This window comes from Devosia sp., assembly GCF_028290435.1.
Lineage (GTDB): Bacteria > Pseudomonadota > Alphaproteobacteria > Rhizobiales > Devosiaceae > Devosia.
On the sequence record NZ_JAQGJV010000002.1, the window covers coordinates 1 to 15,013 of the forward strand.

At 61.5% G+C, this 15,013-nt stretch carries 11 protein-coding genes and 3 pseudogenes; 3 read left to right on the forward strand and 11 right to left on the reverse strand.

Annotation, left to right across the window (positions count from 1 at the left end):
* Nucleotides 1-1,095, forward strand: a pseudogene (locus tag JWP26_RS00065) (hypothetical protein); the annotation flags it as partial.
* A pseudogene (locus JWP26_RS00070) lies at nucleotides 999-1,580 on the forward strand (M13-type metalloendopeptidase). The pseudogenes JWP26_RS00065 and JWP26_RS00070, both read left to right, overlap by 97 nt.
* A 357-nt stretch (nucleotides 1,581-1,937) precedes the next feature.
* Here JWP26_RS00070 and JWP26_RS00075 read toward each other — a convergent pair.
* The 6 genes from JWP26_RS00075 to JWP26_RS00100 form a co-directional block, all read right to left on the reverse strand.
* Entirely contained in the window at nucleotides 1,938-2,732 is a 795-nt protein-coding gene (locus JWP26_RS00075) for a GNAT family N-acetyltransferase (protein ID WP_299721687.1), read from the reverse strand.
* 5 nt (nucleotides 2,733-2,737) lie between these two features.
* Nucleotides 2,738-3,472, reverse strand: a complete 735-nt coding sequence (locus JWP26_RS00080) for an aspartate/glutamate racemase family protein (protein ID WP_299721689.1) — start codon at nucleotides 3,470-3,472, stop codon at nucleotides 2,738-2,740.
* The gene (locus JWP26_RS00085; protein ID WP_299721690.1) at nucleotides 3,469-4,287 is read right to left on the reverse strand and encodes an ABC transporter permease; all 819 of its coding nucleotides are present in this window, start codon (nucleotides 4,285-4,287) and stop codon (nucleotides 3,469-3,471) included. The genes JWP26_RS00080 and JWP26_RS00085 overlap by 4 nt, the downstream gene beginning before the upstream one ends.
* 1 nt (nucleotide 4,288) lies before the next feature.
* Nucleotides 4,289-5,146, reverse strand: coding sequence for an ABC transporter permease (locus JWP26_RS00090; RefSeq protein WP_299721691.1), 858 nt, complete (start codon nucleotides 5,144-5,146; stop codon nucleotides 4,289-4,291).
* A 172-nt stretch (nucleotides 5,147-5,318) separates the two neighbouring features.
* Nucleotides 5,319-6,602, reverse strand: a complete 1,284-nt coding sequence (locus tag JWP26_RS00095) for a PotD/PotF family extracellular solute-binding protein (RefSeq protein WP_299721693.1) — start codon at nucleotides 6,600-6,602, stop codon at nucleotides 5,319-5,321.
* 30 nt (nucleotides 6,603-6,632) lie between these two features.
* Nucleotides 6,633-7,721 (reverse strand): ABC transporter ATP-binding protein, encoded by a 1,089-nt coding sequence (locus tag JWP26_RS00100; protein WP_299721695.1) that lies wholly within the window; start codon nucleotides 7,719-7,721, stop codon nucleotides 6,633-6,635.
* A 316-nt stretch (nucleotides 7,722-8,037) separates the two neighbouring features.
* Between JWP26_RS00100 and JWP26_RS00105 the strand changes: the two are divergent.
* Nucleotides 8,038-8,707, forward strand: a pseudogene (locus JWP26_RS00105) (GntR family transcriptional regulator).
* 461 nt (nucleotides 8,708-9,168) lie between these two features.
* Here the strand turns inward: JWP26_RS00105 and JWP26_RS00110 are convergent.
* The 5 genes from JWP26_RS00110 to JWP26_RS00130 all read right to left on the reverse strand — a co-directional run.
* Nucleotides 9,169-9,870 carry a GntR family transcriptional regulator gene (locus JWP26_RS00110; RefSeq protein ID WP_299721697.1) on the reverse strand — a complete coding sequence of 234 codons (702 nt, stop codon included), beginning with the start codon at nucleotides 9,868-9,870 and terminating at the stop codon, nucleotides 9,169-9,171.
* A gap of 105 nt (nucleotides 9,871-9,975) precedes the next feature.
* Nucleotides 9,976-11,115, reverse strand: a complete 1,140-nt coding sequence (locus JWP26_RS00115; protein WP_299721699.1) for a mandelate racemase/muconate lactonizing enzyme family protein — start codon at nucleotides 11,113-11,115, stop codon at nucleotides 9,976-9,978.
* 34 nt (nucleotides 11,116-11,149) lie between these two features.
* Complete coding sequence (locus tag JWP26_RS00120; RefSeq protein ID WP_299721701.1) at nucleotides 11,150-12,217, reverse strand: ABC transporter ATP-binding protein; 1,068 nt, start codon at nucleotides 12,215-12,217, stop codon at nucleotides 11,150-11,152.
* Nucleotides 12,218-12,221: 4 nt separating this feature from the next.
* Nucleotides 12,222-13,979, reverse strand: coding sequence for an iron ABC transporter permease (locus JWP26_RS00125; RefSeq protein WP_299721703.1), 1,758 nt, complete (start codon nucleotides 13,977-13,979; stop codon nucleotides 12,222-12,224).
* 24 nt (nucleotides 13,980-14,003) lie between these two features.
* Nucleotides 14,004-15,013 (reverse strand): extracellular solute-binding protein (locus tag JWP26_RS00130; RefSeq protein ID WP_299721705.1); only part of this gene is annotated, 1,010 nt, incomplete at its 5' end.

Here is a 15,013-nt window from a genome sequence, read left to right on the forward strand (position 1 = left end):
GGTGGTGCGGCATCGGCATGGTCAGGCGGCGGTTGCCAGAGGAAGAACACCAGCACCCCCACATGCAGCATTGCTGAGGCCATCGTGCTCCAGACGGTCCATGGATTACGCCTTGCCGGCTCGGGGATGGTGGCCGCCTACCTGGCCTTTACTCGTGAGTTGCTTGAAGTGGCCGGGGACACGCCGGCAGTTGCTGCCAGCACCGCTCAGATTGCACTCGAGATCGACCGGGCACTACACACTGGCAAGATCACGCCGGTCGAAAAGGTCAACCCACGCAACTCATACGACCCAATGCCCTTCAGCGCTATGCAGCAGGAAGTACCCCTGCTGGATCTGACGGCCTTGACGGCCGAGTTCGGACTGGCCGAGCCTTATACGGTAGTGCAGACCGAGCCTCGCTATCTGGCGGCGCTCTCCAAATTGCTGAACGATCGGTCGCTGGGCGATTTGAAGGCTTACCTGCGCTTGCAGGTGATCGCAGGATACAGCGGCCTGTTGGGCAGCAAGTTCGAAGCGCCGACGCAGGAGTTATATAAAAGCCTGCTTGGCGTTTCCGCACAGCCGCCGCGCGAGGAGACTGCTCTCGGCCAAATCACTGCAAAGCTGGGCCAGCCGCTGTCCCAGATTTATGTGCAGGACTTTTTCACGCCTGAAACCCGCTCGAAGGCCACCGATATGATCGTTCGGATCAAGCAGGCGTTCCTCGAACGCATGCGGACGCGAACCTGGCTGACGGACGCGACCCGCCAAGCGGCCCTGGATAAGCTCGAAAAGTTGAGCTTCCGCGTCGCTTATCCCGAGCAATGGATCGACTACAGCGGCGTCAAGATTACGCAGGACGACGTCGTGGAAAACGTCATGAACTGGTGGAGTTCGAGACGGTTCGGCAACTGGCCAAAGTGGGCGAGCCGGTCACCAATGACGAGTTTGCCAATAGCGCCATGCTGCCCATCGTGGTCAACGCCGCCTACAATCCGCAGATCAATGGCTTCGAGGTGCCGGCAGCAATTCTGCAGCCGGGCGTGTTTGAACCTGACCTGCCGGCACCGGTCTATTTCTGTCGACTTGGAGCGATACTTGGCCACGAAATGACGCACGGCTTCGACAGCCGCCTGTTCGACGCGGATGGCAACCTGCGTGATTGGTGGACGCCCCAAGACATCACCGCCTTTGATGCACAGGCGCAAAAGTTGATCGACCAGGCAAACAGCTTCAAGGGATTGCCGGGCGTGACCATCAATGGCGAACTCACGGTGACCGAGAACATGGCCGATTAGGGCGGCATCACGCTGGCCCATGCCGCTTTGCGTGATTATCTCGCCGACCATCCCAAGGAAGATGTTTCGGTCAACGGCCTGACGCCGGATCAGCAATGTTTTATCGCCTGGGCGCAAATGTGGGCTTCCAAGTCTACTGACCAGCACCTGCAGAACCAGGTGCAGAGCGACCCCCATTCGCCAAGCGTGTACCGAGCCGTCGCAGCACTCCAGCACCTGGACGCCTTCTACGAGGCGTTTGATATCAAGGAAGGCGATCCGATGTGGCTTGCTCCTGAGAAGCGCGTCACGGCCTGGTAGAATTCAGACCCCAATCGAGGATGCCTCGCTCAACGAAGTCTAATTTTCGGATCAGCGAACTGATCTGAGAGTGAGAATGACATTGCGTTGATCAGCCGAGTGGCCGCTTTTGGGATTTCGTGACTTGCTCATGAACGGCCGAAATGGGGTCGTAAGCTGCCAGACGGGAACGCGCCCCATGGTCATTCAGCAAAGACACCATGCGTCCTGAAAGCGGACTCGAGCAAATGGGTGACAAGGCATATTTATGCCACTGGAACGCGTGATCGCGCACCTTGGTCAGCAGATCAGCTTCGCCATTCCTCCAAGTTGCAAAACAGACGACATTGGTCACTTGCGCGGGGGCAGAGCTTCAGCTCACCCCAACTCAAGACTGGATATGCCGAATATGCTCTGCATGTGAAGCGTTGGCGGTGTACCTCGATACATGCGCCTGGTGCAAAAGCTGGGGGTGAAGCCGCGCTCGGTCAGCGCTGCCAGCCAGGCGGTCTGGGCGGCAGGGACGTCGATATGGACCGGGCCCGACAGCGTGGCGAGGATGTCCATGGCTGCATCCAGGTTGTGGGCGAAAAGCGGGCCGATCTTGGAGCCATCGCGACAGGGGCGCAGCACGGCGTAGGCGTCAACGATACCCTGCGCCAGGTGAACCATGCCCTGATTGGGTGACGTCAGCCAACTGGTCAGGAAGGCGTCACGGCTGGCCGGGAAACACTGGTACTCCAGTTCGCGGACAAGACCGAGACTGGCGGCCGGCAAGGGCGCGGCGGTCGCCAAGAGACGCCCACTCATGCGGACGGTGTCATAGGCGGCGGCGAAGCCCATGCTGGCATAGTTGGCCTGCTGTTCGGGCACGCCATCAAGGCCGATGGTGCGGTTGCCGAGATAGGCCATGCCTGCCTCCCATACCGCCTTGCCATGGCCCTGCCCGCGCCAATCGGGATGGCAAATGTAGAGGCCGATGAAGCCGAAGTGCGCGTCATGGCAGACCGCGGAGATGCCGGCGGCCATCGCCCCATCGACAAAGACGCCGAAGAAGCCGTTCGGGTCTGCCGCCTGAAACGCTGGCGCATCGTTGAGACCGGGATTCCAGCCTTCGCCGGCGGCCCATTCCAGCAGGGTGGCGATTCCGCCGAGATCGAGATTGCGGATCATCTGCCTCACGCCGGAGCAAACTCGCTCAGTGCGCCAGTATAGCGCTTCGGCACAGGTGACGCATAGGCGCCGCGCTTGCTGGTGCTGAGGCCGAGCGCCACCAGGGCCTCGGCCTGCTTGACCGCGGCGCCCACACCATCGATGACCGGCATGCCGAACTCGTGCTGCAGGGTTCGCGCGAGATCGGCCATGCCGGCGCAGCCCAGCACGATGGCCTCGGCATTGTCCTCGGCCACAGCACGGGCGATTTCGCTGCGCAGCCTGTCGCGCGCGCCCGAATTGGGATCGTCCAGCGACAGCACCGAGATATTGGCGGCGCGAATGCGGGCGCGGCCGGCCATGCCATAGCGGTGCGCCAGTTCCTCGATCGGCACGCGCGAGCGTTCCATGGTGGTGACCACGGTAAAGCGCTTGGCGATGAGCGCCGCGGTCATCAGCGCCGCCTCGCAGATGCCGATGACGGGAATGCAGGCCATGGTGCGGGCGGCATCGAGCCCGGTATCGTCGAAGCAGGCTATGACGGCCGCCTGGGCGCCCTCGCGCTCGGCCGCGGCGATTTCGCGCAGCAGGCCCGGCAATGCAAAGGCTTCGTCGTAATAGCCTTCGATGGAAACTGGGCCCATGGACGAGGTCAGCGCGTGGATCTGTGTGCCCGCCGCTGCTGCCTGCCGCGCCGCCTCGGCAATGGTCGCGGTCATGCTGGCAGTGGTGTTGGGGTTGACGACGGCGATCCGGGTCATGCGCGAGCCCGGCGGCGGCCCATCAGCAGGATAATGCCGAGGGTCACCAGGATGACGAGGAACGAGAACACGGTGGTAACGGTGCCCAAAGCGTAGAGCACGGGCGTCGTGACATTGGTGGTCATGCCGTAGATTTCGAGCGGGAGGGTATTGGTGCTGCCCGAGGTCATCAGCGTACGGGCGAATTCGTCATAGCTGAGGGAGAAGCCGAACAGGCCGACGCCGATCAGGCTAGGGGCGATCATCGGTAGCACGACATGGTAGAAGGTTTGCCATGAACTGGCCCCCAGATCACGTGCCGCTTCCTCATAGGCCGGCGAAAACCGGTTGAACACAGCGAACATGATCAGCACGCCGAATGGCAGCGTCCACGTCAGGTGCGCGCCATAGGCCGAGCTGAACCAGGCGGGGCGGAAGCCGAATTGCTGAAACAGCACGCCGATGCCCAGCGAGACGATGATCGAGGGCACGACGAGGCTGGCGACGGTCAGATAGAATAGCGGCGTGGCACCCACGAACTTGCGGCGGAACGCCAGCCCGGCCAACAGCGAAACCGCCACCGTCGCCGCCATCACCATCAGGCCCAGCATCAGCGAGCGCCCAAAGCTGGCGCCGAAATCGCCTACGGCCTGGCGTTCGAACAGGTTCTGGAACCAGCGCAGCGAGACTCCATTGAGCGGAAAGGTCAGTCCGCCCTGCGGCCCCTGGAAGCTGAGGATGAACACCGCCGAGAGTGGTCCATAGAGGAATAATACGAACAGCACGAAGAAGGCTGCCAGAACATAGAAACCGACGCTGCGTTTCTCGCGAACCATCTCAAAGCTCCTTGCGGATATCGACGATGCGCAGGATGCCCGCGACCATGAACAGAACCACCACGAGCAGCACGATGGCATTGGCGGCAGCGGCCGGATATTGCAGCAGGCTCATCTGGTTGCGCATCATCAGCGCCACCGAAGCGCTCTGCCCGCCACTCATGACCTGCACGGTGGAGAAATCGGCCATCACCAGCGTGACGACGAAAATGGTGCCGATAGCAATGCCCGGCTTGGCCAGCGGCAGGATGACGTTCCAGATGATCTGCCAGGCATTGGCGCCACCGTCACGCGCCGCCTCGACCAGCGATTTGTCGATGCGCATCATGGTGTTGAAGATCGGCGTGACCGTGAACAGCGTGTAGAGATGCACCATGGCCAGGATCACGGCGAAATCCGAATAGAGCAGCCATTCGATTGGCTGGTCGATGATGCCAGCGCCCACCAGGCCCGAATTGATCAGTCCATTGCGCCCGAGCACGGGTATCCACGAGATCATGCGGATGATGTTGGAGGTCAGGAATGGCACGGTGCAGACGAGGAACAGCACCATCTGCATGGTAGCGGTACGGATGTGGAAGGCAAGGAAATAGGCGACCCAGAAGCCCACAAACGTGGTGATGCCCCAGACGATGATGGCGAACTTTATGGTGTTGCCGTAGGTCTTCCAGGTGATCCAGGAGCCGAGCGTCTCGGTGTAGTTGAAGGTGACGAAGCCGGGGATCATGCCGGCAAAGTCATAGTCCCAGAAGCTGACGACCAATAGCAACAGGATGGGAATGGCGAGGAAAAAGCCCAGAATGAGCAGCAGCGGCGTGGCCTGCAGATAGGGCGTGGCGCGGCTCAGAAGGTTGTTCATTGGATTCCCCGGGCATTCATCTCTAAGTCGACACCCTCCCCCTTGCGGGGAGGGTCAGGGAGCGGAATGACTGCCCCGATATCGTGGCTCCGACCACCCCCTCCCAACCTCCCCCGTTAAGGGGGAGGTGCCGTGCGGTGGGTGTGGCCGAATCGTGCCACCCCTCACTTCATCAAGCAGCGATGAACTCGTTCCAGCGGCGGACCATGTAGCGGTCTTCGTCCATCACCGAATTCCAGCAGGCGACCTTGCCCATGCGTTCTTCGAACGAGCCACCGTCACGCAGAGCGCCGGCCTTTTCCATGACCGTGCCATCGGGGGCCAGAATGTCGCCCTGAGCGGCCTTGCCCTCGATCCAGTAGCCCCACTCGTCGGCCGACATAAATTCCTTGGCGGTGTCCATGGCTGCCGAGTAGTAGCCCTGCCGGTTGAGATAGCCGCCGACCCAGCCCGAGGTGTACCAGTTGATATATTCGTAAGCCGCGTCGAGCTGCGCGCCCTCGAGGTGGGCAGCGAGGCCGAGGCCGCCGCCCCAGGAGCGATAGCCTTCCTTGAGCGGCTGGAAGCGGCACGCAATGCCCTTGGAGCGCACGGCGGCGACGGCCGGCGACCACATCGACTGGATCACCACTTCGCCCGAGCTCATCAAGTTCACGCTCTCGTCGAAGCTCTTCCAGAAGGCCCGGAACTGACCATCCTGCTTGGCCTTGATCAGGAAGTCGATCGTCTTGTCGATCTCTTCCTTGGTCATATTGCCCTTGTCGCCATATTTGATGTTGCCCATGGCCTCCATGATCATGGCAGCGTCCATGATGCCGATCGATGGCACGTTGATGATGGCGGTCTTGCCCTTGAAAGCGGGGTCCATGATATCGGCCCACGAGGTGATATCGCGGCCAACCAGGTCCGGGCGAATGCCCAAGGTATCGGCATTGTAGATGGTAGGAACCATGGTGAACCAGCCGGTCTCACCTGCGGCAAACGTCTTGTCGCCGGGAGCGTCGACATAGCCCACGGTGTGCGGCGCGGTGCCCTGCGCGATGACGCTGTCGGGCAGCAGCTTGCCGGTTTTGAACAGCGGCACGATCTTGTCGTAATAGGTCAGCTTGGACACATCCATCGGCTGGATCACGCCGGTGGGGAAGACCTTCTTCAAAATCCAGTATTCGATGTCGGCGATATCATAGCTGTCGGGCTGGGTCACAGCGCGCTGGGCGGCGGCGTCGGAATCGGTTGCCGTCATTTCCAGCGTGATACCGAGGTCGGCTTTGCACTTCTCGGCGATGGCGTTGAGGTTGGACACGCCGGTGCCGAACTGGCGCAGGGTGATCGGGTTCTGCGCCCAGATGGTGGGGAAGCCGGTGATGGCCCCGGCGCCGAGCGCGGCACCAGCGGCAGCGGCGCCGGTCTTGAGCAGATTACGTCGAGAAATGCCCGTCTTCTTGGTGTCTGTCATAGCCTCTTATCCCTGTTGGCTAGTTTTGATTTACGAATTGAGCGTGCCGAGTATGATCGCGTCCTCGACATCCCAATGGAGTGGCACCTCATCGCCTACCGCGACCGGGGTCGCGTAAAAGGCTTTGTCGGTGATGATGGCGGTGAATTCGGCGATGCCGGCGCCTTCGATGGAGAGTTTCACGCTGGCGCCGCGATATTCGATATTGGAGATGATGCCGGTAAAACCGAGTCCCTTGACCGCGCTCTCGCCGATGCGGACGTGATCGGTGCGGATGGCGGCGTCGACATCGACGCCGGCCGGTTTGGGTTCCCCAGAAGCCGAGAAGGTGCCCCCGCCAACGACTTCGAAGGTGACAAGACTGTTGTCGGAACCGATGACCTTGCCGGAAATGACGTTGTGATCGCCCATGAACCGGGCCACGAAGGCGGTCGCCGGACGCTCGAACACGTCGCGCGGGCTGGCTGCCTGCTCGATGCGGCCATCGCTCATCACCACGACGATATCGGCAAGCGCCATCGCCTCTTCCTGGCTATGGGTGACGTGCACGAAGGTAATGCCGAGCTGCTTCTGCAGCTTCTTGAGTTCGGCGCGCATGCGGATCTTGAGGAAGGGATCGAGCGCCGAGAGCGGCTCGTCGAGCAATAGCGCTTCGGGGTCGGTAATCAGCGCACGGGCCAGCGCCACGCGTTGCTGCTGGCCACCGGAGAGCTGGGCGGGCCGACGGGTCGCATAGGCGTCCATCTGCATCAACTTGAGCATGTCCATCGCCTTGGCGCGACGGGTTTCCTTGTCGACGCCGGCCATTTTGAGGCTGAAGCCGACGTTGTCGACGAGGTCGAGATGGGGAAACAGCGCGTAGGACTGGAACATCATCGCCGTGCCGCGCTTCGCCGGCGGCAGGTGGGTCACCACCTCCTTGCCCAGCACGATATCGCCGATCGAGACGCTTTCGTGCCCGGCGATCATCCGCAGCGTCGAAGTCTTGCCGCAGCCCGAAGGCCCAAGCAGGCAGCAATAGCTTCCCGCCGGGATTTTGAGACTAATGGCATCGACCGCCGTGGTTTTCCCGTAGATCTTGGAGACGGAAGCGATATCGATCTCTGCAGCTTTGGACATCCAGCATCCCCGATTGTCGGGACATGACTATGCATCCGCCGTGCCAGTCGGCCGGAGCGGCATTAACTTCATGGTATCATTTGAAAATCACTATTCATCACAATTGAACGACTTATAAGCACGGCGGGTATATGCCCGATTCATGGGCACGTGTTCGCACCTCGTGCCGAAATTGTATGCAATCTTACCGGTAACTGTATTCTATTTCGCGCTTTCGCTCTTCCCCGATTCTCCCTATAAATGGGTGATCGGGCGACCCATGACGCGTGCCGACTAGAATTTCGCCGGACCATTTATTGCCGAAGACCGTTCGGCGATGATCCGCGATCATTTGCGCGATGCCATCGTTGATCGTCGTTTGGCTCCTGGCACCAAGCTCAATGAAGCTGAGGTTGGCACACTCTTCGACGTCAGCCGTACGGTCGTTCGTGCGGCGCTGCAGGCGCTGGCGTTCGAGGGCCTGGTCAAGACCGAGCGCAATCGTGGCTCTTTCGTCGCCAATCCGACCCCGGACGAGGCCCGCCAGGTTTTCGCCTCCTGCCGCCTGATCGAGCCCGGACTGGCGCCCGCCGCCGCGCAGCAAATGACAACCAGCGAAGTCGCCGCTTTCCGCGAGCGGCTGCATCACGAAAGCGACTTGCTGAATCAGCGCGGGCCGACGGCGCGGCGCGCGGAGATCCATGCCTCTGGCGACTTCCACCTGCTGCTGGCCAAGATCGCCGGCAACACTATCCTTCTGCGCTTCATGGAAGAGTTGGTCGCCCGTTCGTCGCTGGTGATCGCGCTTTATGGTCGCTCCGGCGCATCGAGCTGCGGCCACGGCGATCACGGCAATATCCTAAGCGCCCTCGAAGCCTGGGACGGCGAGCAAGCGGCCCAATTGGTGCTGGCTCATATCGATCACATCGAAGCCGACCTCGACCTCCGCGCCACGGGCAACCTTACTCCGCGACGCGCTGGCCATCCGGGCGATGGGGTTCCAATAGTGTCGGGCGATTACGACGGACAACGTGCCTCCACGAAACAGTTTTGATTTAGACGTCGACATCTGCTTTTAGCTTTGCCGATCCAAATCCTGCCAGTCCTCTTCCGGCCCCAACCCTGCCATTGCCTGATGTCACGCCAGGGTTTAGGCGACTACAGAAATTGTCACTTCTGGCCGTTCGCGACCGTGATGTTACCAAGCGCAAAGCCGGGTACGTGACGCCACATATGGGTATGCCCTGAAGTGACCGGGCAGCCGTGATGCAACCGCGTTGCACCCAGTCCTCTCCATTATCGCGATTACTCGCCAAGCGGCGCCAATGAGTCGGTCAACGATGGCCGAAATGAGGTGGTTTGTGGACAGTCTGCTTCTAGGGCAGCCGGTCAAAGAGCAGACATTCGGCGATCGCCCAATGTGGCCGGAAGCGACGCCTGGTGGTCCCGTGGAGCGATAAAGCTGCGTCTATTTCTCGTGTTCAGACACTTCCGCTCCGAAGCCCTTGTAGCGGCTCAGCATGTCTTCGCAAGAACGCACGCAATGGATTCGAGCGGCAAGTTCGGCGGCAGCGACATCACGCGCCGCGATGGCGTCGATGATGGCCCAGTGTTCGACATGAATCTGTTCGATGCGGTACGGCGAATAGCCGTAGCGCTGGCGAATGGTGCGGATCAGGTTCTGGTGCCGACGGCGGATGTCGACGGCTTCGGTATTGCCGGAGATGGCGCCGAGGTGAGTGTGGAACTCGCCATTGTAGTTGGCGCGGCCCTCGCTGTCGCCGGCCGCCGCCGCGGCTTCCATATGGTGCTGGATATCGCGCAGGCGCTCCACTTGGGGTGGGGTGGCGATGGCGGCGCAACGATTGGCCAGGATGCCGTCGAGGCCTTCGCCGATCTCGTAGATATGGCGGATCATGTGCTCGTCGATGAGCCTTACTGTGGCGCCCTTATTGGGCAGGATTACCACCAGGCCTTCACCCTGCAATTGTTGCAGGGCTTCGCGGATGGGGTTGGAGCTGATGCCAAACTGATCGCACAGGTCGTGCACCTTCAGGCGCGTGCCGGGCAGGTAGATGCCCCCGACAATGCGGTCGCGGATCGCGTCGCGCACCCGGCCATAATTGGTGCCGCCGATTGCGCTTTCGTCCGCGTCCATACCCTTGGTCAAATCGGCTCCGGTGTTGTGCCACGCCTGCGGCGACTAGTTGTTGCCGGTCGCAAACGGGGCTGGCAAGGGCGATTAGAGCAACGCCCTCATCTTGTCGAGTAATCGTCAGGCGATGCGATACGGCGCCAGCGCCTTGTCGTTGGGGTCGAGGCCGACGCCGGGCACTTCGGGCACGGTCACCGTACCATTGGCGTTGACCGAAGGCGCGTGCAGATAGATGTCGACGGCCATGGCATTGACCTGGGGCGGGTAGAATTCCAGCAGTTTTCCGTTGGGGATGGCCGCCAGCAGATGCAGGTGCGCCTGCTGGTCGCCATGGGGCGCGATATCAAGGCCATGGGCCTGCGCCATGGCGGCAACCTTCATGAATTCGGTGACCCCGCCCATGTAGCGCACATCGGGATTGAGGATGGCTATGGCCTTGGTGGCGATCAGGTCGCGGAAGCCGTGCTTGGTATATTCGTTTTCGCCCGTGGCCAGCGGAATGCTGGTCGCCGCGGCGATCTTCGCGAAGCCGTCATAGTCGTCGGGCTGCACCGCTTCCTCGAACCAATATGGCTCATACTCCTCGGCGCGCTTGGCGAACTGGATCGCCTCATAGGCGCGATAGGCGCAATTGGCGTCCATCAAGAGGCCAATATCCGGCCCGATGGCCTCTCGCACCGCCTTGATACGGGCAATGTCTTCCTTGATCGGCAGGGCGCCCACCTTCATCTTTACCGCCTTGGCGCCAAGCGCCACGTAGGAGGCCATCTCTGTCTGCAGTTCGCTATGGTCTTTGCCGGTCGCATAATAGCCACCGGCGATATAGATCGGGATTTCCTTGCGGTAGCCGCCGAGCAGCTTGTAGAGCGGCATATTGGCCAGCTTGGCCTTGATGTCCCATAGGGCGATATCGATGGAGGAGAGGGCGCGGGTCTCATAACCGCGACGGCCTGACATTTTTGGGCTCCACAGCGCGGCCCAGATCGCCTCGGTCATGGTCGGGTCCTTGCCCACCAGGGTGGAGAGGAACCGTGCGCGAAATTCCTTCTCACCCGGACGGGGCCGGCCGATGCCGTAGCCGGTGATCCCCGCATCGGTCTCGATGGTGATCACGCTCATGTCCGAGGTTTCATAGGTGTGCAGGCCATTGGTGATGGCGCGCTCGCGCTTCCATTCGTAATCGGCCACGCTCACGCTGGTGATCTTGATGCCGCTGGCGGGCAGGTCGCGATAGTCTGGGGTGGCTTGCAAAGTGGTCATGATGGTCTCGGATAAAATTGGCCTGCTGGCGGGATCAGGGCAGCACGCGCACGCAGGCGCTGATGGGGAGGAGGATTTTCTGGTCCGGCCCCTGAGGAGAGGTCGGCGACAGCACGCGCATTTCGCCCAACGGGGTCTGCCCGGTAATCTCGTAGAGGCCGCCCAGGTAAAGCGTGGTTTGCGGCGTGAATGGCAGAACGGTGCCTTCCGCCGCGCCGTCGCCCGTTAGGGCAAAGTGAACGGCCTGCGGGCGGATGGCGACGCCGGCTGCAGCGCCCGGCGTTCCTGGGGTGCCCATGGTGGCGATCCGCGTGCCATCGGCGGCGATCAGCTTTTGTCCGGTCTCGTCGAGCTTGCCAGAGATCACATTGGCGCTGCCGACGAATTCGGCGGCATAGGCGGTGCGCGGCTGCTCGTAGATTTCCAGCGCCGGGCCCTGTTGCTCGATATGCCCTTTGCTCAGCAGCACGATATGGTCGCTCAGCGACAGGGCTTCGGACTGGTCGTGGGTCACCAATATGATGGTCAGCTTGAAGGTCTCGTGCACGCTCTTGAGCCAGGCGCGGGCTCGCTCGCGCAATTGCGCATCGAGATTGCTCAGCGGTTCATCGAGCAGGAGCAGGCGCGGCTGATAAACCAGCGAGCGGGCAATGGCGACCCGCTGCTGCTGCCCGCCCGAGAGCTGGAACGGATAGCGGTCGGCCAGCGCGCCCAGCTCCAGCTTGTCCAGCATGTCGCGCGAACGCTGCTCGCGTTCGGCCTTCGAAAGGCCGCGAATGCGCAACGGATAGCCGACATTCTGCAAGACGGTCATGTGCGGCCAGAGGGCATAACTCTGGAACACGTAGCCGACATTGCGCTTTTCGGTCGGCAGGTCGACGGCATCCTTAGCCGAATAGATCAGGTCATTGCCAAAGCTGATCTGCCCCTCGCTAGGCCTGTCGAGCCCGCCAATAATGTTGAGCAAGGTGGTCTTGCCGCAGCCGCTGGGGCCGAGCAGCGAGGTGAACGAGCCTTCGGGCACCACCAGATCGATATCGTCGAGCACTTTGACGAGCCCGAACGACTTGCTGATGTGACGCAGTTCGACAGCATTGGTCATAGGTCTAGTCCCGAGCGTAAACGAAGATGGCGATAGGCAGGGTCAGGAACAGCGTGATCACCGAGAGGGCCGCGACAGGGCCGAGATTGCCCATCATATCGAGCTGCAACATGGTGGTGCCGATCACGGCCGTGTTCGGACCGAACAGGAATGATGCCGCCGCGTATTCCTTGAAGAAGGAGACGAAGTACAAGAGGAAGCAGCCGATCAGCGCTGACTTCAGCAGCGGCAGGACGACCGCGACGATCGAGCGTGCTTCACCGCCGCCGGCGACCCGCATGGCGCGCTCCATGTCCTGGTCGATCTGCAGCATGGATGGTCCCAGCATGGCAAAGCCGGTGGGGAAATAGCGGATGGTGAAGGCGATCATCAGGATGGCCAGCGTGCCGTTGAGCATACTTCCGCCGGGCAGGATGACAGCGGCGTAGAAGATGCCGATACCCACGACGATACCGGGAATGGCGCGTGGAATGAACGACGCCATCTCCACCACTCGGCGCACCGAAGCAGGGGAACGATAGGCGACGACGATGCCAATAAAGGTCAGGATCGTGGCGCCAAACCCGCCACCCACGGCGACGATGATGGTATTGTAGATGGAGCGGACATAGGCGTCGTAGCTCAGCACCAACTTGAAATTATCCAGCGTCAGCACACTGGTGATCGGCACCAGCGGAGTGATGAACGAGGTGAACGAGCGCAGGATCAGGAACAGGCTGGGGATCAGCGTGGTGATGACGATATAGAGCAGCACCAGCCCCGAAATCAGCCAGCCGGCCCGGCCGACGGGAATGAGCCCGCGCTTGAGCGTCTTGCCACCCACCGTGGTGTAGCGGCGCAAGTCGCCCAGCGCGTATTTCTGCCCGATCACGAAGAGCTGGATCATCACCAGCATGACCACCGCGGCGGCGCTGACCAGGCCGTAGTCGGCCTTCACGGCGATGCCATTGTCATAGAGATAGGTCGACAGCACCTGAACCCGCGCTGGCCCGCCAATGATCAGCGGCACCGCCAACTGATCGATGTTGAGCACGAAATTGAGCATGATGCAGTACAGCATCGACGGCCGGATCAGCGGCACGACGATGCTCATGGTCGCCCGCAGTGGCGATGCGCCGGCGGCCCGGGCCGCATCTTCCAGCGTCGAGGGAATATTGGCCAGCGCCGAGGCAAACAGCATGTAGCTGACCGGCGCCGACGACACGCCCGAAAGCAGCGCCATGCCGCCGAGTGTATTGAGGTTCGGCAGGCTCAGCCCGGTCGTGGTGCGCAGCAGGATATCGGCATAGCCGCTGGGGCCGTAAAGCATCGACCAGGACAGCGCCAGGATCAGCGCCGAGACGAAAATTGGCGCCAAGAACAGGATTTTGAGCGTCTTGCGCGCCGGCAGGTCGAGCCGTTCGAGCAGCAGTGCTGCGACGAAGCCGACGCTGGTCGAAATCGCCGTACCGATGACGGCGAACCAGAAAGTATTGACGCAGGCGCCCTGGAAGCCCGGATCGGCGAACAGGCGCGTGAAATTGCCGAAGGTGCCGAGACCGCCGCTTTCATACAGTGGGCGATCGATGAACGCCTGATAGATCAGCGGCAGCATGGGCGAAATCAGCAGCGCCACCAGCAGCAGGGTGAACACCCAGCGCCACACCAGCGGCGCCGAGCCGTAGACCTGTCGCACGAGGCGCGAACCGGGAATGCCGGCGGGCAAGATCATGCCCGCCGTAGTGGCTGCCGATGGGGCGGATTTCTCCGTGGATTTGGTCATGAACGGTTTATCGCCCCGATCGGTTTATGGCTGAACGTGAAGCGCGGCATTGACCTTGTCGATCAGGTCCTGCGGCGGAATCATCACCTTGGGATCGAACCCGGTCGGAATCAGGCTATCGGCCCCAACCTCGGCGGCGATCTTCTTGTAAGTATAGCCGGTCGGGCCATCGGGCAGCTCGACATCGTCGCGATAGGACATCAGCCCCCCTGCGGAGAGCGCGGTCTGGCCGGCCTTGGACAGGACGAAGTCGATGAACAGCTTGGCCGAGTTCGGGTTCTTGACCGTCTTGGACATGGCGATGTGGCGCATCAGCATGACGGTGCCGTCGCTGGGGAAGGCATAGCCGATGATGCTGGCGCGGGCCGGATCGGCCAGCAGCGGGAACACCTGGATGCCCGACAGCATATAGCCGATCAGCACTTCGCCGGTGGTCAGCTTTTCCATGATCTGGCCGGCGGAGCGGTAGATGTCCACGGCCTGGCCGAGGGTGGTGTACTGCTCCAGCGCCTTTTCGACGCCGACATGCTGGATATAGCTGTTGGACAGGTTCTGGCTCGCGGCATTGGACATCGGCACGCCGGTGGCGATCTTGTGTGCGAACCGGGCCGGGTCCTTAGCCACCAAATCGACGATATCCTGGATCGACTTGGGCCATTCGGCCTCAGGCAGCAGCGCCTTGTTGTAGGCGATGAAATAGGGGTCTACCGAAATGGTGTAGACGCCCGGCGACGGCTTGGAATAGTCCGGCAGCTTGTCGGCTTCGGCCGAGACGTAATCCGTGTTGACGCCGTCCTTGGCAATGAAATCGAGCCAGGTCGCAGCGCTGTGCGAAACTACGACGTCCGTTTCGTTGGTGCCGGCCGCCTGCTCGGCATAATAGCGCTCGAACACTTCGCTCGAACCCAGATCCAACGTCTGCACTTGAATCCATGGATATTCGGCGTTGAACGCATCGATCAGTGGCTTCCAGTTCATTTCGCCCATGTTCGAATAAACCAGCACGCCCTTTTCGGCGCGCGAGGCCTCGATCA